The organism is Streptomyces sp. NPDC127038 (genome assembly GCF_042725875.1).
Taxonomy (GTDB): Bacteria; Actinomycetota; Actinomycetes; order Streptomycetales; family Streptomycetaceae; genus Streptomyces.
On sequence record NZ_JBHXDQ010000036.1, the window covers coordinates 36,657 to 61,070 of the forward strand.

The window sequence follows — 24,414 nt, forward strand, 5'->3', positions numbered from 1 at the left end:
TCCGGGGCGGATCTTCCGCCTGGCAGACTGGGGGCGTGAGCAGCGACGACCCGACACCCGCCGACGGCAGCCCCTTCCGTGACGAGCCCACCGCACGCGACGAGGCGCCGCAGTTCGTGCTGCCCCTGGTGGTGCACATCGAGAAGGCCGCTCCCCCGGAGCGCACCGACGCGCTGGAGACCTCGGCGCGGGCCGTGCTGACGATCCTGAGCGACGAGCGTTCCCTCGGGGACGGCGTCTGGGCGCAGGCCGTGCGGGACTGGCAGGACGCCCGGATCCGCAAGGTCGTACGGCGGGCGCGCGGGGCCGAGTGGCGGCGGGCCGAGGCGCTGCCCGGCATCACCGTGAGGGGGCGCTCCGCGGAGGTACGGGTCTTCCCGCCGGTGCCGCTGGACGGCTGGCCCAAGGACCTCGCGCGGCTCCAGGTCTCCGGTACGGACCTCGACGATCCGCTGCCGCCGGGGCCGGCCGATCCGGCGGCGCCCGTGCTGTGGCTCAACCCCGAACTCGACATGTCGGCCGGGAAGACGATGGCGCAGACGGGCCATGGCGCCCAACTGGCCTGGTGGGAACTGTCGGAGGAGGAGCGGACCGCGTGGCGCGAATCCGGCTTCGCCCTCTCCGTACGCATGGCCGATCCGGCTCACTGGCGTGAACTCAGCGTCTCCGACGTGCCGTTGGTCCGTGACGCGGGCTTCACGGAGATCGCCCCGGGACTGACGGTCGCCGTCGAGGGCCACGACCGGGTCGCCGCCCTGCCGAGGCACACGGCGGATCCGGCGGGCTGACGGCCCGGTCTCAGTCGGCCAGGGTGGTGGCGAGTTCCGCGGTGACGCGGACGAGTTCGGTGTCCGGCTCGGCCAGCAGATGCTGGAGGGTGCCGCGATGGGCGCGTACGGCCTGACGGGCCTCGCGCTCCCAGCCCACCCAGTTCTCACGGCGGTTGAGGAGCTTGGGGTAGGCGGCCGCCGTGCGTTCCCACTGCCGGGCCTCGGCGATGTCCCTCAGCAGCTGGATTATCTGGACCCGGCAGGTGACCTGGGGCAGTTCGGCGAGTTCCCACAGGAAGGGGACGGTCGCGGCGGTCGCCTGCTCCACCACGAATCCGAACTGGCAGATTCGTTCCCTCAGGTCCTGGAGGGCCGCCCTGGCCGTCGCGGCGTCACCCCAGGCGACGGTGTTGAGCAGGAAGGGGATGGCCTGCGCCGATCCCTTGGAGTCCTTGATCTCGTCCCATGAGACGCGTTCCAGGTTCCTGAGTGGTGTTGCCATTTCCGCTCCCTCCGAAGGCGTCGGACAGTGACAGGTGCGCGGGCGGGCCACCAGGCCCCTCCCGGACGATCACGCTCCGCGCGGGAGCGGCTGAACCGACGTCAGCAAAGGCCTCTGGTAACGAGGTTGACGCCACGGCTATTATCCACGCTGACAGCGTCTTCGTGCAATTGCACGAGAAATTGCATGAAGCCGGAGAGAGTCATGGGCCACGTGAGGTCCGGCCGGAACCGCGACCGGGCGGGGGACCGGGCGCACATCTGGTGGAACGTCAGCAAGGAGAGTGCGTTGGTGCCATCAGTGCCGAACGGAGTGCGGGCCAGCTCGCTGGGCGCCTCCTGGATCAAGAGCAGGCACAGCAATGCCGAGGGCAACTGTGTCGAGGTGGCCTCCCTCGACGGTGGCGGCATAGCGGTGCGCAACTCCCGTGACCCCGACGGTCCGGCCCTCGTCTACACCCCGGCGGAGGTGGCCGCGTTCCTGGCCGGGGCGAAGGACGGGGAGTTCGACCACCTGCTCTGAGCAGGCCTTTCGCCGCCCCGAACTCCATTGAAACGGAAGGCCAGTTGTCCACTTCTGTCTCCCGCTGCGGCAGAGTGCGGAGCAGTGCGATAATTTTGGCTGCCTTCTGCCGGTCGACAGGGAGTCAGGATGTCCGTCGAGTCACCCCGCACCTCCCGTCTCGAACCGTATCTGAGCCGGGAGGAGCCCGCTCCCACTCTGCTGAAGATGCTGGTCGGCGTTCAGCTGGCAGGCGCCCGCGAGGACGCCGGCCTCTCCCAGGAACAGGCGGCGCGCTCCCTGGGGTTCAGCGCGGCGAAGCTGTCGCGCATAGAGGCGGGCAAGGGCCGCAGGCCTCCCACGGAGACCGACGTCCGCGCCCTGCTCGGCCTGTACGGCACCGAGGACTACGAGGTGTCGGTCCTGCTCCGCCTGCTCAAGCGCGCGGGCGAGCCGGGGTGGTGGCAGCGCTACGACAAGCGGCTGATGCCGGAGTGGTTCGACCGGCTGGTGGGACTCCAGGAGGCGGCCACCACCATCCGCACCTTCGAGATCCAGTACGTTCCCGGCCTGTTGCAGACCGCCGAGTACACCCGGGCCGTGGTGGAACGCGGACTGCCGACGGCGCCGGCCGCCGAGGTGCAGCGCCGGGTGGAGCTGCGGATGCGCCGACGCGAGCTGCTGGACCGGATGGATCCCCCGTATCTGTGGGCCGTCGTCGACGAGTCGGTGCTGCTGCGCGTCCTGGGCAGCCGTGAGGTGATGCGCGCCCAGCTGGAGCATCTGATCGAGATGGCGCAGCGCCCCCATGTGGTCGTGCAGGTCGTGCCGTTGGACGTCACCAACGCCTCGGCGCCGGCCATCCCCGTCACCTATCTGCGTTTCGGCGGCGTCGAACTGCCCGACATCGTCTACCTGGAGCACATCAGGAGCGCCAACTTCCTGGAGGACCGGGACGAGACGGAGGAGTACCGCGTGGTCCTGGACCGCCTGGCCGACGAGGCCCTCAGTCCCCGGGCCTCCCTGGCACTGCTGCGCTCCACGATGGAACAGCGGTACGGCGCGTCCCGCTGACCGGCCCGGACGGGCCCTGGGGCGTGTCCTAGCGGATCCGGCCGACCCCGCCGAACTCGATCCACTCCTGGGTGAGCTGGCGCGGCACGACGTCGGTGTCCGGGCGCCAGGTCGACACCTCGACGAGTCCGGGTTCCAGGATGTCCATGCCGTCGAAGTACCCCTCCACGTCCTTCTCCTGGCGGACCCGGCCCCAGTGCCCCTGCGTCGCCTTGTCCATGAAGCCGGTGACGAAGTCGCGGACCTCGGCGTCCTCGCTGACGAGCTGGCACATCACCATGAAGCTGCCGGGCGCGAGCCGTTCGGCCACGCGGCGGATCACGGGGACGGGACCGTCGGTGTCGCTGTCCGGGATGCAGTGGAACACCGAGTTGAAGAGCACGGCCACCGGCTGCGAGAAGTCGATCAGCCGGCGGGTGTCGGGGTGGGCGAAGATCTCCTCCGTCTGCCGCAGGTCGGCGTGGATGACGGCGGTCCGCTCGTTCTGGTCCAGCAGGGCCCGGCCGTGCACGAGCACCATCGGGTCGCTGTCGACGTAGACCACCCGGGAGTTCTCGTCGACCGCCTGGGCGACCTGGTGGACGTTGTTCTGGGTCGGCAGACCCGATCCGTGGTCGAGGAACTGCCGGATCCCGTACCCGTCGGCCAGGGTCCTGACGACCCGCTGGAGGAAGCGGCGGTTGTTCAGCGCGAGCGCGCGCGTGCTGGGGACGACCTTGTCGAGCTCTTCGCAGGCCGCACGGTCGGCGGCGTAGTTGTCCTTGCCGCCGAGGTAGTGGTCGTACATGCGCGCGGCCGTGGGCACCGTGGCATCGATCGACGTGGACAGCTGCTCGCCAGGCTGCATCGTTCCCCCAGATCCGTGTCGGCCGCCCTGACCGGCCCGACCGGCGATCCATCTTAGGGAAGCGGAAGTTGGCGTTGCCAGCCCCGAACGAGGGACTGAGGAGGGCTTTCGGGCCAAGTTGCGCCCCCGCGTCCGGCGGGGTGGCCCGAAACGGCCGGTGTGCGGACAGGAGGGCGGCCCGGCACGGAAGGCCGGCGGCCCGGCACGGAACCTCAAATGTTGCTCTGAACGTCCGCCCCGGTGGGTTCGGTCCCGGTCCGCGGGGCCATGACTTGGTCACGCCGGTGCGCCGGCCGTCGTGGGGAGCGACGCGGAGCGGGTGCGGCCCGGGCGGTGACGGAGGAGGGGACATGCGGGAAGCGGGACGGCTGGGTACGGGAATCGGGTGGCGGCCGGAGATCGCCGGGGCCGTGGAGAACATGCCGGGCGTCGACTGGGTGGAGGCCGTCGCGGAGAACCTGTGCCCCGGGCATCTCCCCGAGTCGCTGCTGCGGCTGCGCGCGCGGGGTGTCACGGTGGTGCCGCACGGGGTCTCCCTGGGCCTCGGCGGCGCCGACCGGCCCGACGAGGCGCGGCTGACCGCGCTCGCCGAACGCGCCGAGGCGCTGGGGTCCCCGCTGGTCACGGAGCACATCGCGTTCGTCCGGGCGGGCGGCCCGCTCACCGCGTCACCGCTCCTCGAGGCCGGCCACCTGCTGCCGGTCCCGCGCACCCGGGACGCGTTGCGCGTCCTGTGCGAGAACGTCCGGGCGGCTCAGGCCGCGCTGCCCGTCCCCCTCGCCGTGGAGAACATCGCCGCGCTGATCTCCTGGCCGGGCGAGGAGATGACGGAGGGGCAGTTCCTCTACGAACTCGCGGACCGCACCGGCGTACGGCTGCTCATCGATGTGGCCAACCTCCACACCAACCACGTCAACCGCGGCGAGGACCCCGCCAAGGCCCTGGGCGAACTGCCCGTCGAGGCCATCGCCTACGTCCATGTCGCCGGGGGCTTCGAGCGGGACGGCGTATGGCACGACAGCCACGCCCATCCCGTCGCGCAGCCCGTGCTGGACATCCTCGCCGACCTCGCGTCCCGGGTGAGCCCGCCGGGTGTCCTCCTCGAACGCGACGAGAACTTCCCCGAACCGGCCGAACTGCAAAGGGAACTGGCCACGATCCGGGAAACGCTGGAACGGGCGGGAGCAACGGCCCGGGAGACGCCGGAACCGGCGGGAACCACGGCCCGGGCGACGGGAGGGAGTGCCGTGACCCCGGCCGCCGGCCGGGTCGCCTCCCCCGCACCCGCCGGACCGCCGGCGCCGGCAGCCGGTCAAGGGCAGGAGACCCGACCGGCGGCGCACACGGTGACCGGGTCCGCGGAGCCGGGTGGCCTCGCTCCGGTCGGGGACGAGGCGCCCCGCCAGCGGGTGGCGCTGGCGCAGGCCGCCCTGCTGTCCGCGCTCGTCGCCGGGACCCCCGCGCCCGAGGGCTTCGACCGCGTCCGCCTCGGGGTGCAGGCGCGCTCGCTGGCCGCCAAGCGGGCGGACGTCGTGGCGAAGGTGGCCCCGGAACTGCCGGAGATCCTCGGCGACGGCTACCGGCCGGCGTTCCTCGCGTACGCGCAGCGGCGTCCGATGACCGGCGGCTACCGCCGCGACGCCCTGGACTTCGCCGAACACCTGCTGCTCACCGGCCTCCCGGAGGACTCCGGGACACGGCGGCTGCGCGACTGGTGGCTCGAACGCTCGGGCCCGGCCCCGCTGTCCAGGCGCCCCGGGGCCCGGCTGGCCCGCGCCACCCGCAGGGCCCTGCTGCGCCACTGACCCGGGGCGGCGGGCCGCCTCGCCCCGCGCGGCTCACCTCACGTGGACACGCGCGACCCGCCCCGGCCCGTGAAGTGTGCCCGGGATAACACCGCCCCGCGAGAAGACCGGTCGAGCGCCCCGTTCCAGCCGTTTCGCGGCGGTATGACGTGGGCGTGGGCCACCGCAACCGGCGTCCCGCGCCCTCGGCCCGGGCCCGTTCCCCCCGTACGGCGGTCGGCGTAGCGGGCGCGGTCGCCCGGCGGGACGCACCCGGAGGCCACTAGCGTGCGTGCCGCAACAGGAGGCACCATGCGATCCGACAACCGCTCAGGACACGTCGGCGGCACGGGAATCATCGTCACCGTCCTGCTCGTGACCCTGGCCGTGCTGGTCTTTCCCGTCTGGTCGTCCGCGGACCGCGCACTACCCGGGCCGGTCGCACTCGACACCCCCGACACCCGGAGCGTTCCGGCGCCGTACGGTCCGCTGTCGGGCCTGGACCGGGAGTTCGTCACCGGGGAGCGGCTGTCCGGCCTCTGGGAACTGCCCGCGGCCCAGCAGGCCCAGCAGCGCGGCACCACCCCGGCCGTACGGACGGCGGGCCTGCGCCTCGTCGAGGGGCACACGTTCCTCGACGCGCGCGTCCGCAGCGTCGCCGCGCGGCTCGGGGTCGATCTGCCCAACCAGCCCGACGGACGGCAGCGCCGGTGGCTGTCCGCGCTCGGCGCGGCCCACGGCACGCGGTACGACGTGGAGTTCGCGAGCATCCTGCGCGCGGCGCAGGGGCGGACCCTCACCCTGGTCGCCCAGGTCCGCGCCTTCACCAGGAACACGCTCGTACGCGAGCTCGCCGACGACGCGAACACCATCGTGCTCGGCCACATGAGGGCACTGGAGGCGACCGGCTACGCGGACCCCGACGCACCGGTCTGATACGGAACGTCACATACCGGCAACGGCTCCGTCCCACATAGTGAGTGGAGCATGGCGCCCGCCTCTCCCATCGCATAGAAAAACGCCATGTTCTGGGTCCTTCTCCTGCTCATGGCCTGGGCCGCGGCCTGCGTCTCCTGCACCCGGCTGTGTCTGGCCGCGCTCCGTGCCGCCTCGCTCGACGCCGACGCCGGGCGCGGGCACGATCTCACGCTGTACGAGGCCGCGTTCCTGTCCGGCGGCCCGGCCCGGGTCGCCGATCTGACCCTGGTGTCGATGGCCCGTCAGCGCCGGCTGCTGCTCGCGCACACCGGCTGGGCCACGGTCGTCGACCCGTGCGGGCGCGACGACATGGAGCGCTCGGTCATCGGGGCCATCGGGCCCGAGGGCCAGTCCCGGATAGCGCCGCTGCGGGCGGCGACCGCCGCCACCGACTCGGTGCGCCGGCTCGCCGACCGCCTGGTCGCGGCCGGTCTCGCCGTCCCCGACGGGACCCGCACCACCGTCGCCGGGGCCGTCCGCCAGGTCCAGGGCGCCGCGGCCGCGGTCCTCGCGCTGGGCGTCGCGGCCCTGCTGCTGCCGGGCCAGACCCCCGGCAGCGACGTGCCCGTGGCGGTCTGGTTCCTGCTCCCGCTCATCCTGACGGTGAGCTGTCTCGCCATAGCCCGGATCGAGGTGCACCCCTGCACCCGCTGGGCCTCCCCGGCCGGGCAGCGGCTGCTCGGCACCCTGGCCCGGCACTCCGACGTGTCCGGCGACGACCGTACGTATCTCACCTCCGTCGCCGTGCGCGGCATCCGTGCCGTCGGCGAACCGGAACTGCGGGCGGCCCTCGCCCACCGGGACCGCGACACCACGTGAGACGCAAGGGGCTCACTGAAGGGGCGGAAGGCGCCTTCGGGGGCGCATAGGGGTCATTGGGGCCGACACCGGGCGGGCGGTGCTTTACTTCGCCGCCCGCCGAACGAAGCATCCTTCTGTCGCTGCCGCGCGCTGAAGGGATTCTCGATGAGAGCTGCCGTCCTCCACGGAACCGCGGGGTCCCTGCTCCTGACGGGCCTGGTCGCCGCTCCGGCGGGCGGCGCCCCGGCCTGGCCCGGCCCGCTCGGATCCGCCGAGACGCGCGGCACCGCCGTCGCCGCCGAGCGCGCCGCCGCCGCGGGCATCCGTTTCGGCACGTGCCCGAAGGCGGAGCACCTGCCGTCCGACGTCCGGTGCGGCACGGTCACGGTGCCGCTCGACTACGCGCTCCCCGACGGCAAACGGATCAGACTGACCGTCAGCCGCGTGCGGGCGACCGGGAAGGACCCGCACGACACCGGGCACAAGGTGCCGCGCCAGGGCGCGCTCGTCTACAACCCCGGTGGTCCCGGCGGCTCCGGCATGTTCTTCCCGCTGATCGGCTTCCTGCCCGAGTGGAAGCGGATCGGAGCCGCCTACGACCTCGTCGGTTACGCCCCGCGCGGTGTCGGCCGGTCGGCGCCGCTGTCCTGCCGCGACCCCCGGCACCCGCCGAAGCCGCTCCTCCAGTCCCCGACGGTCCCCTCCGAGTCGTACAAGAAGGCGCGGATCGCGGAGGCGAAGGCGTACGCCCGCGGCTGCGCCCGGCGTTCGGGCTCCGCCCTGCGCCACTACACCTCGCTCGACAACGCCCGTGACCTGGACGTGCTGCGTGCCGCGCTGGGCGAGCGGAAGCTGACCTTCATGGGCGCCTCGTACGGAACGTACTTCGGTTCGCTGTACGCGACGCTGTTCCCCTCGCACGTGCGCCGGATGGTCTTCGACTCGGCGGTGAACCCCGACCCCGAGAAGGTCTGGTACGGGAACAACCTGGACCAGTCGGCGGCGTTCGAGGTCCGCTGGGCGGACTTCCGCGCGTGGATCGCCCGGCACCATGCGGTGTACGGGCTCGGCCGCACCGCCGAGGAGGTGCGGCGCTCCTTCGAGAAGGCGCGGACCCGGCTCGCCGCCTCACCGGCGGGCGGCACGGTGGGCCCCGCCCAGCTTCAGGGCGCGTTCCTCCAGGCCGGGTACTACGACGACTACTGGCCGCAGCGCGCGCTGGCCCTGTCCGCCTATCTGAAGGGTGATCCGAAGCCGCTGATCCAGGTGGCGGGACCGCATCCGGAGGCGGCCGCCGAGCAGGAGAACAGCAGCGCGGTCTACACGGCCGTGGAGTGCAACGACGCGCCCTGGCCGACCGACTGGCGGGTCTGGGACCGCGACAACACCCGGCTCGCGCGCGTCGCCCCGTTCGAGACCTGGGACAACGTGTGGATGAACCTGCCGTGCGCTTACTGGTCCGCGCCCCGGCAGAAGCCGCTCGACGTCAGGACGCTGCCCGGGGAGCTGCCGCCGACGCTGATCCTGGCCGCCGAGCGGGACGCGGCGACGCCGTACGAGGGGGCGAAGGAGCTCCAGCGGCGGCTGTGGGGCTCGGTGCTGGTCACCGAGAACGGCGCCGGCACCCACGGGATCGCCGGCGGCCCCAACAAGTGCGTCAACGGCTACCTGGACGCCTACCTCCTGGAGGGCCGGCTGCCCGAACGGAACGCGGCCTGCGCCCCGCACCGGGAGCCCGTACCGCCGCCGTCCGCGAAGCGCGCGGCGCGTCGGGCGTCCTGAACGGAGCCCGGGGAACGGGAGAGGCGGGCGTCCCCGTGGGGGCGCCCGCCTCTCGCCGGTACGGGACCGTCAGGTCTCACCGGAGCCGGGACCTTCGGGTCTCGGCGATACCGGGACCGTCAGGCGAGACCCGCGACCAGGTCGGCGACGTCCTTGCGGCGGCCGGTGTAGAACGGGACCTCCTCGCGGACGTGCATCCGGGCCTCGGAGGCACGCAGATGACGCATGAGGTCGACGATGCGGTAGAGCTCGTCGGCCTCGAAGGCGAGGATCCACTCGTAGTCGCCGAGCGAGAACGAGGCGACCGTGTTCGCCCGGACGTCGGGGTAGCCGCGGGCCATCTTGCCGTGGTCGGCGAGCATCCGGCGGCGGTCCTCGTCGGCCAGCAGGTACCAGTCGTAGGAGCGCACGAAGGGGTAGACGCTGACGTAGTCGCGGGGCGTCTCGTCGGCGAGGAACGCCGGGATGTGCGAGCGGTTGAACTCGGCGGGCCGGTGCAGCGCCATGTTCGACCAGACCGGCTCCAGGGCGCGGCCCAGCTTGGTGCGGCGGAAGAGGTTGTACGCCTCCTGGAGCTGGTCGCTGGTCTCCGCGTGCCACCAGATCATGACGTCGGCGTCGGCGCGCAGGCCCGAGACGTCGTAGGTGCCGCGGATCGTCACGTCCTTGGCGGCCAGCTGGTCGAACAGCTCCTGGACCTCGTCGGCGTAACCGGAACGGTCCTCGGGGAGCACGTCCTTCAGCTTGAAGACCGACCACAGGGTGTAGCGGATGACCTCGTTCAGGTCCTTGGCCAGCTTGCCCTTGTTGGGGATCCTGCCGGCCTCGGTGGTGGGGGCGTCGTCACTCATGGTTCCTATTCTCCTGCTCCGCCGTGCAGACTCTGCACCGGGTTCGCGGTGAGCTCCTGCACACCGCGCGCGTCACCGCCCAGCCGGTCCACCGCGGCGTACGCGCTCGCGATGCAGGCCGGGATGCCGACGCCGTCGTACTGCGCGCCGCACACCGCGAGGCCGGGCAGCTTGGCGACCTCCTCGCGGATGCGGGCCACGCGCGCGTGGTGGCCGACCGGGTACTGCGGCAGACCGTCGTCCCAGCGGGTGACGCGGGTCTCGACCGGCTCCGCGTCCAGGCCGGTGGCCTCGCGCAGGTCGTGCCGGGAGACGTCGACGAGGTCGGCGTCCGCCCGCTCCAGGATCTCCGTCTCGCCGTACCGCCCCACGGAGGTGCGCAGCACCAGCAGGTCCGGGTCCTCGTCGGCGATCCAGCCCCATTTGCGTGAGGCGAAGGTCGAGGCCTTGATCGTGCGGCCGTCGACGGGCGGCACCAGGAAGCCGCTTCCCTCGGGCAGGGTGACGCCGGTACGGCGGTAGGCGAGGGTGACCAGGGCCATGGAGGCGTACTCGACCGTGCGCAGTTCGGCGGCGGCGCCGGGCGACTCGGCGCCGAGCAGCGCGGCCGTGGCCGGGGCGGGGACGGCGACGACCACCGCGTCGGCGCGCAGGACGCGGTCACCGGCGACGACCTGCCAGCCCGCCGGTTCCGTCCGGCGCAGTTCCGTCACCGGGGTGCCGGTCAGGATCTCGCCGCCGCGGTCCGCGACCGAGCGGGCCACGGCGAGCGGCAGCCGGCCGACACCGCCCTCGACGCCCATGAAGACCGGCCCGGTCTGTCCGGCCGAGGCCGCCTTGGCCTGGATCTCCCGGACCGCTTCCGTCAGCGAGTCGTGGGTCCGCGCGGCCTGGAAGAGCTGCGGGACGGCCGAGCGCATCGAGATGCGGTAGGCGTCGCCCGCGTAGACCCCGCCCAGCAGCGGTTCGACCAGGCGGTCGACGACCTCGCGGCCGAGGCGTGCGGCCACGTACTCCCCGACGGCCACGTCGTCGCCGACCTCGGTGCGGGGCAGTTCGGCGTCGCGCTCGATACGGGCGAGGCCCTCGTCCGACAGGACGCCGGCCAGGGCGGCGGAGGTGCCGGGCACGCCCATCACATGGCCCTTGGGCATCGGGCGCAGCGCGCCCCGGGTCCAGATCGAGGCGGTGGCGGTGGCCGGCGGCCTCAGGCTGTCCGCCAGGCCCACCTCGCGTGCCAGGTCCACGGCCTCCGGGCGGCGCGCCAGCATGGACTCGGCGCCGAGGTCGACCCGGACGCCCGCGATCTCCCCGGGAAGCAGCTTGCCGCCGACCCGGTCCGAGGCCTCGACGACCGTCACGCGCGCGCCGCGCCCGAGCAATCGGTGCGCGGCGGCCAGCCCGGCGATGCCGGCCCCGATGACGACGACGTGCTCCGTGTCCGTATGCGCTGCGCTCATGGCTCCACCCTCTCAGACGGCGTCGGCCCTCCCGCCAGGGCCATGCGGCCCCTTCGAGTCCCGACCGTGACCGCATCGGGACCGTGGGCCGCCAACGTCCGGTGCCGCTCCGGCGTCGAAGGACCGTCAGTCGTCACCACCCTGGGGGTAGTCCCGCATGCGCACACACAGTCCCGGACGTCCGGTCCGGTCCACGTCACCCGTCCGGTCCGGCTTCTCCGCGGCGCCCGTACGTCCCGGCCGCCGGGTCCGGGTCCTGTCGGGGGTGCTCCTCGTCGCCGCGCTCGCGCTCACGGGGTGCGGCGCCGGCTCCACGGGGGGCTCGAACGACAAGGCGGCCGCGGGGAGCGCCGGGGACGCGAAGGCCGCCCCGGCGGAGCGGGCGGACTCGGGGGCGGCGGGCAGCGCCGCGTCGAGCGACCGCCGGACCGCCGCCCCGCCCAAGGCGACCGTGAGCAGCATCATCCGTACCGCCTCCCTGACCGTCGTGGTCAAGGACGTTCCGCGGGCGCTGGACGACGCCCGTACGGCGGCCGAGGGCGCGGGCGGCTACGTCGGCGACGAGACCACCACCCGTGACGCGCACGACCACGAGCGCACGCGGGTGGTCCTCCGGGTGCCCTCCGAGCGGTACGACGCGGTGCTCGCCGGTCTGGCGGGCGCCGGCAAGGTCGTCTCGCGGACGGCCAAGGCGCAGGACGTCACCGACCAGGTCGTGGACGTGGACAGCCGCGTCAAGTCGCAGCGCGCCAGCGTGGCCCGGGTCCGCGAGCTGATGGACCGGGCGCAGAAGATCAGCGATGTGGTCGCGCTGGAAGGGGAGTTGAGCAGCCGGGAGTCCGATCTGGAGGCGCTGCTTGCGCAGCAGGCGTCGCTGAAGGACCGGACGAGCCTGGCCACGATCACGCTGACGCTGTCCGAGACGCCGGTGCGGAAGGCCCCGAAGAAGGACGCGGACCCGGGCTTCCTGGACGCGCTCTCGGGCGGCTGGGACGTACTGGTCACGGTGGTGCGCTGGCTGGCCCTGGCGGTCGGGGCGGTGCTCCCGTTCGCGGTGGTGCTCGGCCTGATCGCCCTGGCGTGGCTGCGCGGGGTGAGCCCCCGCCTTCGGCACCACCGGAACCCGGCACCGGCTTCGGGCCCGGCCTCCGTCCCGGCTCCTGCCCCGGCCTCCGTCCCGGCTTCGGGTCCGGTACCCGTCCCGGCGTCGCGCCCCGCTTCCGTCCCGGCATCGGAACCGGCTCCGGGCCCCGCGTCCGGCCCGGCCTCGGGAGGGGTGGATCCGGCTTCGGCGGGCGGCGGGGAAGACTGAAGTGCCGTGCCCCCGTAGCGTGTTCGCATGAGCATCAGCGGCGCGGGCGGCACGGAGAATACGGGCGGGGCACGGGAGCGGCTGGTCGTGATCGGGGGTGACGCGGCGGGCATGTCCGCCGCGTCACAGGCGCGCCGGCTGCGCGGTCCCGGCGAACTGGAGATCGTCGCGTTCGAACGGGGCCACTTCACGTCGTACTCGGCGTGCGGCATCCCGTACTGGGTGGGCGGCGACGTCCCCGAACGCGACCGGCTGATCGCGCGGACGCCCGAGGAACACCGGAAGCGTTCGATCGACCTGCGGATGCGTACGGAGGTCACCGAGATCGACGTCGCGGGCGCGCGGGTGCGCTCGCGGGACCTCGAGACCGGGACCGAGGCGTGGACGCCGTACGACAGGCTCGTCGTCGCGACCGGCGCCCGTCCGGTCCGCCCCGAACTGCCGGGGGCCGACGCGCCGGGGGTGCACGGTGTGCAGACGCTGGACGACGGGCAGGCCCTGCTCGACTCGCTGGCGGTGACCGGGGGCCGCCGTGCGGTGGTCGTCGGCGCGGGCTACATCGGCGTGGAGATGGCCGAGGCGCTCATCAACCGCGGGTACGAGGTGACGGTCCTCAACCGGGGCACCGAGCCCATGTCCACGCTCGACCCGGACATGGGACGCCTGGTGCACACGGCGATGGAGGGCCTCGGGATCACCATGGTCGGCCGTGCCGAGGTCACGGGATTCCTCACGGGTGAGGACGGCCGGGTCCGCGCGGTCGCCACCCGGGACACCACGTACCCGGCGGACGTGGTGGTGCTCGGCATCGGCGTCCGCCCGGAGACGTCGCTGGCCCGCGCGGCCGGCCTGCCGCTCGGCGAACACGGCGGGCTGCTCACCGATCTGTCGATGCGGGTGCGCGGCCACGAGAACATCTGGGCGGGCGGCGACTGCGTCGAGGTCCTCGACCTGGTCTCGGGCCGCGAGCGGCACATCGCGCTGGGCACCCACGCGAACAAGCACGGCCAGGTGATCGGCTCCAACGTGGCAGGCGGCTACGCCACGTTCCCCGGGGTCGTCGGCACCGCGGTGAGCAAAGTCTGTGATCTGGAGATCGCCCGCACCGGACTGCGCGAGAAGGACGCGCGGCGGGCGGGCCTCAGGTTCGAGACCGTCACGATCGAGTCGACGAGCCGGGCGGGCTACTACCCGAACGCCGCCCTCATGACGGTGAAGATGCTCGCGGAGCACCGCACGGGACGGCTGCTCGGGGTGCAGATCGTCGGCCGGGAGGGCGCGGCGAAGCGCGTGGACATCGCGGCGGTGGCGCTGACCGCGGGCATGACGGTGGAACAGATGACGATGCTGGACCTCGGCTACGCGCCACCGTTCTCCCCGGTCTGGGACCCCGTCCTGGTGGCGGCCCGCAAGGCGGTGGCGAAGGTACGCGCGACAGCGGGGTGACGGCCGGACCGGCCCCGCCGCGGTGACGGGCGGCCCCTCTTCCGGAGTGGCAGGCGGACCCGCACCCTCCGGGGTGACGGGCAGACCGGCCCCGCCGGGGTGACGGGCGGCCCCCCGTCCGGAGTGGCAGGCGGACCCGCACCCTCCGGGGTGGCAGGCGGCCCGCCCCGCCGGGGTGGCGGGGCGGGCCGAACGGGCCGGTACGTCCGCGGCGGGGGCGCCGTCGACGGTACGTCCGTCGCGGTACGTCCGTCGCGGGTCCGGCTTCCGGGGTGCCCGCTACGCGGACTCGTTGCCGGCCGATCCGTTGATCCGGTCGATCGCCTGACGGGCCTGCTCGGCGGGCGGCCGGGGCGGCAGCGAGGAGACCGAGGCGGCCGCGGTCACCGCGGGCGCGGTCTGGGCCGGCTTCGCGTGCGCCGCCGGGCGGGAGGACCGCAGACGATGGCTGACGGCCTCGTCCAGCGTCACGGGCCGCTGCATCCGGGCCGCGAGCCGCCCGGCCTCCTGGCCGAGCGCGGCGACGTCCTCCCAGGGGAGGTGCAGCACCAGGGCGATTTCCGCCTCGCCGTCGGGCAGGGCATGCATCGGAGGAGTAACTCGGTCGCTCATGGCCTGTGTCCTCACGTCTTCACGTCGTCGCGTCGTCGTACCCCTCGCGCCGTGGGCGCGGCGCGGGGGGCTGAGAAGACATACGGCCGCAGGGGCACATGTGTTCAGTGCGCCCGGCGGGAACCGTTCCGGCGCCCGGGCGGGCGGGGCACGGACCGGGGCCGGCGCTGCGCGGATTCACCCCGCGCCGCGAGGGCAGTAGTTCCTCGTGGTCATTCCCGTCCATGACGTGAACCCGGTGCGGCGCACGCCCTATGTGACGTACGCGCTGATCGCCGCCAATGTGCTCGTCTTCCTCTACACCCCCGGTCTCGCCGGATCGGTGGCGGGCGACAGCGCCCTGTCGCAGCTGTGCCATCTGCACGCGTTCATCGACCACTACGCCGTCGTGCCGCAGGAACTGATCCACCATCGGATGCCCCGACTGGTGCCCACCGGCGAGGTCGGCGGCGGCCCGAACGGGCCGGGCTGTCTGCTGGGCCCGCCGGACTACGACAAGTCACCGCCGCTGTCGGTGCTCACGGCGATGTTCCTGCACGGCGGCTGGCTGCACCTGCTGGGCAACATGCTGTTCCTGCTGATCTTCGGCAACAACATCGAGGACCGGCTCGGACATGTGCGCTTCACGCTGTTCTACGTGGCCTGCGGCTTCGCGGCGGCGTACGGCTTCGCCCTGGTGAACGAGGACTCGGGCGCTCCGCTGATCGGCGCCTCGGGGGCGATCGCCGGGGTCCTCGGGGCGTATCTCGTGCTGTATCCGAGGGCCAGGGTCTGGGTCCTGGTGCCGTTCCTGGTGTTCCTGCCGCTCCGGCTGCCCGCGTGGCTCGTGCTGGGCTTCTGGTTCGTGCTCCAGGCCGCCTACTCGTCCGGCGCGGCGGCGCCCGAGGCCGGCACCGTGGCGTACGCGTCGCACGTCGTCGGGTTCCTCGCCGGGATGCTGCTGGCCTGGCCGCTGCGTCCGGGCACCCCGCCACCGCCCGAACCGCGCCGTCTGCTGTGGGGCAGACAGGCGCGGCACGGCTGGTGAACCGGCGGCCGGCGGACCGTACGCGGACCGGCGGGTGACGGCTGCTAGCGGGCCGTCTGCGTGTGGACGTACTCCACCAGACGGCTCAGCACGTCGGGGTCCATGCTCGGCATGACACCGTGCCCGAGGTTGAAGACATGGCCCTCCAGACCGGCGGCGGCGTCGAGCACCTCGCGGGTCTTCGCCTCGACGGCCTCGGTGGAGGCGTAGAGGACCGCGGGGTCGAGGTTGCCCTGGAGCGCCTTGCCGGGGCCGACGCGGCGGGCGGCCTCGTCGAGCGGGACGCGCCAGTCGACACCGACCACGTCCGCGCCGGCCTCGCCCATGAGGCCGAGCAGCTCGCCGGTGCCGACACCGAAGTGGATGCGCGGCACTCCGTAGGAGGCGACGGAGTCGAAGACCTTGGCGGAGGCGGGCATCACCGAGCGGCGGTAGTCGGCGGGGGCCAGGGCTCCGACCCAGGAGTCGAAGAGCTGGACGGCGCTCGCGCCGGCCTCGATCTGCACCTTGAGGAAGGCGGAGGTGATCTCGGCGAGGCGGTCGAGCAGATCGGCCCACAGCTGCGGGTCGCTGTACATCAGCGCCTTGGTGTGCTCGTGGTTCTTGGACGGGCCGCCCTCCACGAGGTAACTCGCGAGGGTGAAAGGCGCGCCCGCGAAGCCGATGAGCGGGGTCTCGCCGAGTTCGGCCGTCAGGAGCCCGATCGCCTCGGTGACGTACCAGACGTCCTCGGGGGTCAGATCCCGGAGCTGGGCCAGGTCGGCGCGGGTGCGGATCGGGTTCTGGACGACCGGTCCGACGCCCGGCTTGATGTCCAGGTCGACGCCGATGGCCTTCAGCGGGACCACGATGTCGCTGTAGTAGATCGCGGCGTCCACGTGGTGCCGGCGGACCGGCTGGAGGGTGATCTCGGCGACCAGGTCGGGCCGCGCGCAGGACTCCAGCATGGGGATGCCCTCGCGCACCTTGAGGTACTCGGGCAGTGAGCGGCCGGCCTGCCGCATGAACCAGACGGGCGTGTGCGGCACGGGCTCGCGCCTGCACGCCTTGAGGAAGGCGGACTCGTACGTGGCTGTCGGCTGCTGCCCGGCGGGGCTGTGGTTGGCGCTCACGACGGAAAGTCTCCCACGGTTCACGGACGCCCCGGCCCCGGGCCCCGGTGCGCCCGCCGCCCCGGCCCGGGTGCCGCGGACAGCATGTCCGCACGGCGGTGTCCGCGTGGCGTGATCCGGACAGGGGTCCCACGCACGGGTGTCTCTCCCTGCGCGCGGGCTCCGTTCCCCTTAATCTTCCCGGCATGGCTGCGGCTCAGGGACGACTGTCGGACGGCGCTGGCGGAATGGACGACGCGAGGGAGAAGAAGGAGGGGGACAGGAATGCGGCGGACACGGCCCCGTTGCCCTTCCGGGCGGCCGTCGAAGCACTGCGGGCCGCCCGGCTGAGGCCGGACATCGAGATCGACCCGACCCGACCACCGCAGCGCCTGGCTCCGTACGCGTACGCGCTGGAGGCCGCGGTCGTCGCCGACGACGAGGACCTGGCCGACGGCCGGCTCGTCCTGCTGCACGACCCGGCCGGGCACGACGCCTGGCAGGGCTCCTTCCGCCTGGTGACACTCGTCCGGGCGGAGCTGGAACCGGAGATGGCCGCCGACCCGCTGCTCCCCGAGGTCTGCTGGTCGTGGCTGACCGGCGCGCTCCAGGCCCGCGGTCTGTCGTACGGCGAGCCGAGCGGCACCGTGACGCGCGCGAGCTCGCACTACTTCGGCGGGCTCGCGGAACGCCCGGCCGCCTCGCAGATCGAGATCCGCGCGTCGTGGACGCCCCGGGAGGGACTCGGCGGCGTACCGGACACGGCCGCGCACCTCGCCGGCTGGTGCGACCTGCTGTGCCAGGTCGCCGGACTGCCGCCGGTGACCCCGGGTGACGCCTCGGTGGTCACCCTGCCGCAGCGCCGGGGACCACAGTCCCGCTGACCCCCGTGAGGGCGCGCGCCGACGCGCGCGCCCTTTCCTTTTCCTTACCGGCCGCGTCTCGATACGACCACTTTCGGCCGCGTATTGACGTGGAACGACTCCGAACGACCCGGAACGACTCGGTTCGATCTTCGGATGATCGATCGCTTGTCCGAATTGAACGGATTGTTACTCACCCCATCGTGATCATTCTCTAAAGGTCCACAGGTTTGATGCCGAAGACGTCTGTGACCTTGAAAGCACGGTTCGTCCTGGCTCGCCCCCCCCAGAGCCGGTCCCGTCCCGCCCCCCAGGAGGCCTGGTGTCCGTTCTCCTCGAGCAGCCCGCAAGCCTGGTCGCCTACCGCCCGAACAAGCCGACCGCCATGGTGGTCGTGGCCGACCCCCGGGTCCGTTCCACCGTCACCCGCCATCTGTGGGCGCTCGGAGTGCGCGACGTCATCGAGGCGTCGTCCGTCGCGGAGGCCCGTCCCCGAATCGGCAACCCGCGTGACATCTGCGTCGCCGACGTCCATCTGCCGGACGGTTCCGGCCTCACCCTCCTTTCCGAAACCCGAGCCGCGGGCTGGCCCAACGGCCTCGCCCTCTCCGCCGCCGACGACATCGGCGCCGTGCGCAACGCCCTCGCGGGCGGCGTCAAGGGCTATGTCGTCACCGGCACCCGTACGAACGTCGGGCTCCCCACCCGGCCCGGCGCCGCGCCGATCGGCTCGGCCGCCGCCCGTATGCACCGCCGCCCCCCGGGTGCCCCGAGCCACCCGGGCGGCTACCGCGAACTGTCCGGACGAGAGGTCGAGGTCCTGCGACTGGTCGCGGAGGGCCAGTCGAACAAGGCCATCGGCGTCTCCATGGGCCTGTCCGCCCTGACCGTCAAGAGCCACCTCGCCCGGATCGCGCGCAAGCTCGGCACGGGCGACCGCGCCGGAATGGTCGCGGTGGCCCTGCGGACCGGAATCATCCACTGACCCCTCCGCACCCCGCCCCTCCGTCACACCCCGGCACGACCCCCCAGACGCCCCGACGCCCCGCCCCCGGCACCGGGTGGCCCCGGGCCTCCTGACCGCTTCCCCTCGCGAGTGAACCGCGTCTTGCCCTCACCTGACTGGTTTACGACCATCCGACGCCCGTCGACGGAACGTTCCGTCGACGGGCGTTGTCCATACACGGATACCCTTGACAGGTGACCGACGCCCAAGAGACCGCAGCAGACAGCTCACTGCGAACCACCGGAGGCGGCCCTCCGGACGACGTCGAATCGGCGCCGACCCCTTTGCTGGAGCCCCGAGAAGGCATCCCGCCGGTGATCGCCGACGAAGCGGCGCTCGCCGAGGTGATCGCCGCCTTCGCCGCCGGTACCGGCCCGGTGGCCGTCGACGCCGAGCGTGCGTCCGGGTACCGCTACGGCCAGCGCGCCTATCTGGTGCAGCTGCGCCGCGAGGGCGCCGGCAGCGCGCTCATCGACCCCGTCGCCTGTCCCGACCTCTCCGCACTCGGCGAGGCCGTCTCGGGGGCCGAGTGGGTGCTGCACGCCGCCACCCAGGACCTGCCCTGCCTCCGCGGCATAGGCATGATCCCCACCACCCTGTTCGACACGGAGCTGGCCGGGCGCCTCGCCGGGTTCCCCCGCGTGGGTCTCGGCGCCATGGTCGAGAGCGTCCTCGGCTTCGTCCTGGAGAAGGGGCACTCCGCCGTCGACTGGTCGACCCGCCCGCTGCCCGAGCCGTGGCTGCGCTACGCCGCGCTCGACGTGGAGCTGCTGGTCGACCTGCGTGACGCGCTGGAGAAGGAGCTCGACCGGCAGGGCAAGCTGGACTGGGCCCGGCAGGAGTTCGACGCCATCGCCCAGGCCGAGCCCGCGCCGCCGCGCAAGGACCCCTGGCGCCGTACGTCCGGGATGCACAAGGTGCGCCGCCGCCGGCAGATGGCCGTCGTACGGGAGCTGTGGGAGACCCGGGACCGGATCGCGCAGCGCCGGGACATCTCGCCGGGCAAGGTGCTCGGGGACGCGGCGATCGTCGAGGCCGCGCTCGCCGTACCCGCCAACCTGCACGCCCTGGCCGCGCTGAACGGCTTCGGGCACCGCATGGGCCGCCGTCAGCTGGAGCAGTGGCAGGCCGCGGTCGACCGCGCGAAGGAGCTGCCGGACGCCGAGCTGCCGCAGCCCGGGCAGCCGGTCACGGGGCCGCCGCCGCCGCGGGCCTGGGCCGACAAGGACCCGGCGGCCGCCGCCCGCCTCTCCGCCGCGCGCGCCGCGGTGTCGGCGCTGGCCGAGCGGCTGAACATGCCGCAGGAGAACCTGATCACGCCGGACACCGTGCGGCGCGTGTGCTGGGAGCCGCCCAAGACCCCGGACCCGGAGTCCGTGGCCGAGGCCCTCACGGCCTGCGGCGCCCGCCCCTGGCAGGTCGAACTGGTCACCCCGGAACTGGTGACGGCCCTGACGGTGAAGACGGCCTGACCCACCGGGCCCGCCGAGGCGGGGGAACGCCTGGCCGGGCCAGGGGACGCTCCAGACCTCCGGTCCACCGGGACGAGCCCACGACGCAGCCGTCCCGCTCCGCTGGGGACCGGGCGCCTCGGGCCTCCGTAACCCGTCCGGGCCCTCCGGGCCGGCAAGGGCCCGCGGCCTCCGCGAAGCCCGACCGGACCGGAAGCCGCCGCGTCCGGCGCGTCGGTCCTGGTGGTGTGCGCCGGTGCGCGGTGGCTGACCCGGTCGCCGGGTCGGTGCGCCGGGCGTGCGCCCGTACGCGGTGCGCGCTCCGCGCCTTCGGCTCACTCCAGGTCCTCTCCCCACCTCGGAGGGCCCCACGTACCCCCGGCGGTCCGGTCCGGATCGCTCGATCCCCCGCCGGACGGGCCCCCGTCCGGAATCGACCCGTCGAACGGGCGTCGAGATCACGCCAAGATCCTGGGGCTCCCGGCGGAGAGGCCCGCACACCCGGAACCCCGGCCCTCGGGCCCCGTCCGAACGGCGTCGTGGCAGGCCGGGGAGCCGGGGACCGGTCGTCCGCGACGGCGGCGATCACCGGCGTCGGCACAACGCGCCCGGGCGACGGGCGGGCGCGGGACCCGCGCGCGCGAGCGGCCGGGCCGGATCGTGCAGGCCTTCCGGATGTGACCTTCGCCGCTCCCGCGCCCGGGACTGGGCAGGCTGGTTACTCGTAAGTAGCATGGGTGCTGAGCGCGCGCTCAGGCGTGTGTCCGCGCAGCAGTGCCATCCCGCATCTGGAGGAGAGCCATCGTGCCTCGTACCGTCAGGGACGTCGTCTTCGTCGACGGCGTCCGCACCCCGTTCGGCAAGGCGGGCCCGAAGGGCATCTACCACGAGACCCGCGCCGACGACCTCGTCGTGAAGGCCATCCGGGAGCTGCTGCGCCGCAACCCCGGTCTTGACCCCAAGAAGATCGACGAGGTCGCCATCGCCGCGACCACGCAGATCGGTGACCAGGGTCTGACCCTGGGCCGCACGGCCGGCATCCTCGCCGGACTGCCGCAGTCGGTCCCCGGTTACTCCATCGACCGTATGTGCGCGGGCGCGCTGACCGCCGTCACCAGCGTCGCGGGCTCCATCGGCTTCGGCGCGTACGACGTCGTCATCGCCGGCGGTGTCGAGCACATGGGCCGTCACCCCATGGGCGAGGGCGTGGACCCGAACCCGCGCTTCGTCAGCGAGAAGCTGGTCGACGAGTCCGCCCTGTTCATGGGCATGACCGCCGAGAACCTGCACGACCGCTACCCGACCATCACCAAGCAGCGCGCCGACGAGTACGCCGTGCGCTCGCAGGAGAAGGCCGCCAAGGCGTACGCCAACGGCAAGATCCAGCAGGACCTGGTGCCGATCTCGGTGCGCAACACCAACCCGGACGCCGGTGAGACGGGCTGGGGCCTGGTCACCGCCGACGAGCCGATGCGCCCGGGCACCACGCTGGAGAACCTGGCCGGCCTGAAGACCCCGTTCCGTGTGCACGGCCGGGTCACCGCGGGCAACGCGGCCGGTCTGAACGACGGTGCGACCGCGTCGATCATCGCGTCCGAGGACTTCGCCCGCGAGAACGGCCTGCCGGTCAAGATGCGCCTGGTCTCGTACGCCTTCGCGGGTGTCGAGCCGGAGGTCATGGGCTACGGCCCGATCCCCGCCACCGAGAAGGCCCTGGCCCAGGCCGGTCTGTCGATCGAGGACATCAACCTCTTCGAGATCAACGAGGCCTTCGCCGTCCAGGTGCTCGCGTTCCTTGAGCACTACGGCATCGCCGACGACGACGCCCGCGTCAACCAGTACGGCGGCGCCATCGCGTACGGCCACCCGCTCGCCTCCTCCGGCGTCCGTCTGATGACGCAGCTGGCCCGCCAGTTCGAGGAGCAGCCGGAGGTCCGCTACGGCCTCACCACCATGTGCGTCGGCTTCGGCATGGGCGCCACGGTGATCTGGGAGAACCCGCACCACAAGGACGCCGGAGGCGACAAGTGAGCACCGCTGAACTCCTCAAGGGAGCGGCCGAGCTGTTCCCCGACGAGGTCGTGACCTCGGCGAACGTACGCCACCTCGACCTGCCGTTCGGTGCCGGGCGCTTCGCGCTCATCACCCTCGACAACGGCTTCGACCACACCAAGCCGACCACCTTCGGCCCGGCGTCGCTGGCGAACCTGGACACCGCCATCGACCAGGTCGAGCGGGAGGCCGCGGCCGGCGAGATCGTCGGTATCGGTGTCACCGGCAAGCCGTTCATCTTCGCGGTCGGCGCCGACCTCAAGGGCGTCGAGCTGCTGAAGAACCACGACGACGCGCTCGCCATCGGCAAGGGCGGCCACGAGGTCTTCAAGCGTCTGTCGGGCCTCGCGGTCCCGACCTTCGCGTACTACAACGGCGCGGCGATGGGCGGTGGCGTCGAGGTCGGTCTGCACTGCTCGTACCGGACCGTCTCCGCGGCCCTGCCGGCGTTCTCGCTGCCCGAGGTCTTCCTCGGTCTGGTCCCCGGCTGGGGCGGCTGCACGATCCTGCCGAACCTGATCGGCGCGGACAAGGCCGTCTCGGTGATCATCGAGAACTCGCTCAACCAGAACAAGCAGCTCAAGGGCGGTCAGGTCTACGACCTCGGCATCGCCGACGCGCTCTTCGAGGGTGCGGACTTCCTGGAGCAGTCGCTGCTGTGGACGGCCGCCGTCCTCAAGGGCGAGATCGCGATCGAGCGCCCGGCGATCGACCGCGGCGAGGCCTGGGACCAGGCCGTCGCGCGCGGCCGCTTCATCGCCGACAGCAAGGTGCACGGGGCCGCCCCGGCCGCCTACCGCGCGCTGGACATCATCGCCGCGGCCAAGGACGGCGACCTCCAGAAGGGCTACGACGCCGAGGACGTGGCGCTCGCCGACCTGATCATGGGTGGCGAACTGCGCTCCGGCATCTACGCCTTCAACCTGGTGCAGAAGCGCGGCAAGCGCCCGGCCGGCGCGCCGGACAAGTCGCTCGCACGTCCGGTCACCAAGGTCGGCGTCGTCGGCGCGGGCCTGATGGCCAGCCAGCTCGCCCTGCTCTTCCTGCGCCGCCTCGAGGTCCCGGTCGTCCTCACGGACATCGACCAGGAGCGCGTCGACAAGGGTGTGGGCTACGTCCACTCCGAGATCGACAAGCTGCTGCTCAAGGGCCGCGTCAACCAGGACAAGGCCAACCGCCTCAAGGCGCTGGTCTCGGGCGTCCTCGACAAGGCCGAGGGCTTCTCCGACGCGGACTTCATCATCGAGGCCGTGTTCGAGGAGATCGGTGTCAAGCAGCAGGTGTTCGCGGAGGTCGAGGCCGTCGCTCCGGCGCACGCGATCCTCGCGACCAACACCTCGTCCCTTTCCGTGTCGGAGATGGCGTCGAAGCTGAAGAACCCCGAGCGGGTCGTCGGCTTCCACTTCTTCAACCCGGTCGCGATCCTCCCGCTCCTGGAGATCGTGCGCGGCGAGAAGACGGACGACGCCTCGCTGGCCACGGCGTTCGCCGTCGCCAAGAAGCTGAAGAAGACCGCGGTCCTCACCAAGGACGCCCCGGCGTTCGTCGTGAACCGCATCCTGACCCGCTTCATGGGCGAGATCCAGAACGTGATCGACGAGGGCACCCCGGTCGAGATCGCGGAGAAGGCGGTGGAGCCGCTCGGCCTGCCGATGTCTCCCCTCGTCCTCCTGGAGCTGGTCGGCCCCGCGATCGGTCTGCACGTCTCGGAGACCCTCAACCGGGCGTTCCCGGACCGCTTCACGGTCTCCCCGAACCTCGCGGCCGTCGTCAAGGCGGGCAAGCGCGGCTTCTACGTCTACGACTCCGGCAAGCCGGAGCTGGACCCCGAGGTCGCCGCTCTCCTCAAGCAGGGCGACGTCGTCCTGACCGAGGAGCAGGTACGGGACCGGGTCCTGGACGCGGTCGCCCAGGAGATCCGCCTCATGCTCGACGAGGGCGTCGTCGCCGAGGCCCAGGACATCGACCTGTGCCTGATCACCGGCGCGGGCTGGCCCTTCCACCTGGGCGGCATCACGCCGTACCTGGACCGCGAGGGCGTCTCCGAGCGCGCGACCGGCAAGCGTTTCCTTGAGCCGGGCGTGGCGTCGGTTCCGGCGTAACGGCCTCACGGCACAAGCGAAGAGGGCCTCCGCGCGGCGCGCGGAGGCCCTCTTGCGTTCCAGGAGGACGCGCGTCGTCCGCGGGTTCCCTCCGGGCGACAC

The 24,414-nt window shown here is 72.8% G+C and carries 21 protein-coding genes; 15 read left to right on the top strand and 6 right to left on the bottom strand.

Going from position 1 to position 24,414, the window contains the following annotated elements; all coding sequences use genetic code 11:
- Positions 1-35: 35 nt before the first annotated feature.
- Positions 36-788, top strand: a complete 753-nt coding sequence (locus tag ACFWI4_RS23845; protein WP_387199601.1) for a peptidyl-tRNA hydrolase — start codon at positions 36-38, stop codon at positions 786-788.
- 10 nt (positions 789-798) lie between these two features.
- Here ACFWI4_RS23845 and ACFWI4_RS23850 read toward each other — a convergent pair whose 3' ends face one another.
- On the bottom strand, positions 799-1,272 hold the full coding sequence (locus ACFWI4_RS23850; RefSeq protein WP_387199604.1) for a hypothetical protein: 474 nt from the start codon (positions 1,270-1,272) through the stop codon (positions 799-801).
- Positions 1,273-1,563: 291 nt separating this feature from the next.
- Here ACFWI4_RS23850 and ACFWI4_RS23855 point away from each other — a divergent pair, with 291 nt between their 5' ends.
- Positions 1,564-1,794: a DUF397 domain-containing protein gene (locus tag ACFWI4_RS23855; protein ID WP_385394385.1), complete on the top strand. Its 231-nt coding sequence runs from the start codon at positions 1,564-1,566 to the stop codon at positions 1,792-1,794.
- A gap of 129 nt (positions 1,795-1,923) precedes the next feature.
- Positions 1,924-2,847, top strand: a complete 924-nt coding sequence (locus tag ACFWI4_RS23860; protein ID WP_385394383.1) for a helix-turn-helix domain-containing protein — start codon at positions 1,924-1,926, stop codon at positions 2,845-2,847.
- Positions 2,848-2,875: 28 nt separating this feature from the next.
- Here ACFWI4_RS23860 and ACFWI4_RS23865 read toward each other — a convergent pair whose 3' ends face one another.
- Positions 2,876-3,694 carry an SAM-dependent methyltransferase gene (locus tag ACFWI4_RS23865; protein WP_385394380.1) on the bottom strand — a complete coding sequence of 273 codons (819 nt, stop codon included), beginning with the start codon at positions 3,692-3,694 and terminating at the stop codon, positions 2,876-2,878.
- Between the two features lie 350 nt (positions 3,695-4,044).
- On the opposite strand from ACFWI4_RS23865, the gene ACFWI4_RS23870 reads away from it, so the two are divergent.
- The 4 genes from ACFWI4_RS23870 to ACFWI4_RS23885 all read left to right on the top strand — a co-directional run bounded on the left by ACFWI4_RS23870 (position 4,045) and on the right by ACFWI4_RS23885 (position 9,039).
- Positions 4,045-5,499, top strand: coding sequence for a DUF692 domain-containing protein (locus tag ACFWI4_RS23870; protein WP_387199609.1), 1,455 nt, complete (start codon positions 4,045-4,047; stop codon positions 5,497-5,499).
- A 291-nt stretch (positions 5,500-5,790) separates the two neighbouring features.
- Positions 5,791-6,414 (top strand): DUF4142 domain-containing protein, encoded by a 624-nt coding sequence (locus tag ACFWI4_RS23875; protein WP_387199612.1) that lies wholly within the window; start codon positions 5,791-5,793, stop codon positions 6,412-6,414.
- A gap of 87 nt (positions 6,415-6,501) precedes the next feature.
- Positions 6,502-7,275 (top strand): TIGR04222 domain-containing membrane protein, encoded by a 774-nt coding sequence (locus ACFWI4_RS23880; RefSeq protein ID WP_387199615.1) that lies wholly within the window; start codon positions 6,502-6,504, stop codon positions 7,273-7,275.
- Positions 7,276-7,422: 147 nt separating this feature from the next.
- The gene (locus ACFWI4_RS23885) at positions 7,423-9,039 is read left to right on the top strand and encodes an alpha/beta hydrolase (RefSeq protein WP_387199618.1); all 1,617 of its coding nucleotides are present in this window, start codon (positions 7,423-7,425) and stop codon (positions 9,037-9,039) included.
- A 119-nt stretch (positions 9,040-9,158) separates the two neighbouring features.
- On the opposite strand, the gene hemQ is transcribed toward ACFWI4_RS23885, so the two are convergent.
- Positions 9,159-9,890, bottom strand: coding sequence for a hydrogen peroxide-dependent heme synthase (hemQ, locus tag ACFWI4_RS23890; RefSeq protein WP_387199621.1), 732 nt, complete (start codon positions 9,888-9,890; stop codon positions 9,159-9,161).
- Positions 9,891-9,895: 5 nt separating this feature from the next.
- A complete protein-coding gene (gene hemG, locus ACFWI4_RS23895) occupies positions 9,896-11,350 on the bottom strand; it encodes a protoporphyrinogen oxidase (RefSeq protein WP_387199624.1) in 1,455 nt (484 codons plus the stop codon).
- Positions 11,351-11,507: 157 nt separating this feature from the next.
- Between hemG and ACFWI4_RS23900 the strand changes: the two genes are divergently transcribed.
- On the top strand, positions 11,508-12,662 hold the full coding sequence (locus ACFWI4_RS23900) for a DUF4349 domain-containing protein (RefSeq protein WP_387199627.1): 1,155 nt from the start codon (positions 11,508-11,510) through the stop codon (positions 12,660-12,662).
- Positions 12,663-12,689: 27 nt separating this feature from the next.
- Complete coding sequence (locus ACFWI4_RS23905; protein ID WP_387199630.1) at positions 12,690-14,108, top strand: FAD-dependent oxidoreductase; 1,419 nt, start codon at positions 12,690-12,692, stop codon at positions 14,106-14,108.
- 279 nt (positions 14,109-14,387) lie between these two features.
- On the opposite strand, the gene ACFWI4_RS23910 is transcribed toward ACFWI4_RS23905, so the two are convergent.
- On the bottom strand, positions 14,388-14,720 hold the full coding sequence (locus ACFWI4_RS23910; protein ID WP_387199633.1) for a hypothetical protein: 333 nt from the start codon (positions 14,718-14,720) through the stop codon (positions 14,388-14,390).
- A gap of 208 nt (positions 14,721-14,928) precedes the next feature.
- Between ACFWI4_RS23910 and ACFWI4_RS23915 the strand changes: the two genes are divergently transcribed.
- On the top strand, positions 14,929-15,747 hold the full coding sequence (locus tag ACFWI4_RS23915; RefSeq protein WP_385394357.1) for a rhomboid family intramembrane serine protease: 819 nt from the start codon (positions 14,929-14,931) through the stop codon (positions 15,745-15,747).
- Positions 15,748-15,791: 44 nt separating this feature from the next.
- On the opposite strand, the gene hemE is transcribed toward ACFWI4_RS23915, so the two are convergent.
- Complete coding sequence (hemE, locus tag ACFWI4_RS23920) at positions 15,792-16,859, bottom strand: uroporphyrinogen decarboxylase (RefSeq protein ID WP_387199636.1); 1,068 nt, start codon at positions 16,857-16,859, stop codon at positions 15,792-15,794.
- Between the two features lie 185 nt (positions 16,860-17,044).
- Between hemE and ACFWI4_RS23925 the strand changes: the two genes are divergently transcribed.
- The 5 genes from ACFWI4_RS23925 (at position 17,045) to ACFWI4_RS23945 (ending at position 24,312) form a co-directional block, all read left to right on the top strand.
- On the top strand, positions 17,045-17,722 hold the full coding sequence (locus tag ACFWI4_RS23925; protein ID WP_387199639.1) for a DUF3000 domain-containing protein: 678 nt from the start codon (positions 17,045-17,047) through the stop codon (positions 17,720-17,722).
- 301 nt (positions 17,723-18,023) lie between these two features.
- The gene (locus ACFWI4_RS23930) at positions 18,024-18,686 is read left to right on the top strand and encodes a response regulator transcription factor (protein ID WP_019073943.1); all 663 of its coding nucleotides are present in this window, start codon (positions 18,024-18,026) and stop codon (positions 18,684-18,686) included.
- A gap of 215 nt (positions 18,687-18,901) precedes the next feature.
- Entirely contained in the window at positions 18,902-20,179 is a 1,278-nt protein-coding gene (locus ACFWI4_RS23935) for a ribonuclease D (protein ID WP_387199642.1), read from the top strand.
- A gap of 783 nt (positions 20,180-20,962) precedes the next feature.
- Positions 20,963-22,189 carry a thiolase family protein gene (locus ACFWI4_RS23940; RefSeq protein ID WP_387199645.1) on the top strand — a complete coding sequence of 409 codons (1,227 nt, stop codon included), beginning with the start codon at positions 20,963-20,965 and terminating at the stop codon, positions 22,187-22,189.
- A complete protein-coding gene (locus ACFWI4_RS23945; RefSeq protein WP_387199648.1) occupies positions 22,186-24,312 on the top strand; it encodes a 3-hydroxyacyl-CoA dehydrogenase NAD-binding domain-containing protein in 2,127 nt (708 codons plus the stop codon). Before ACFWI4_RS23940 ends, ACFWI4_RS23945 begins: the two co-directional genes overlap by 4 nt.
- Positions 24,313-24,414: the final 102 nt, after the last annotated feature.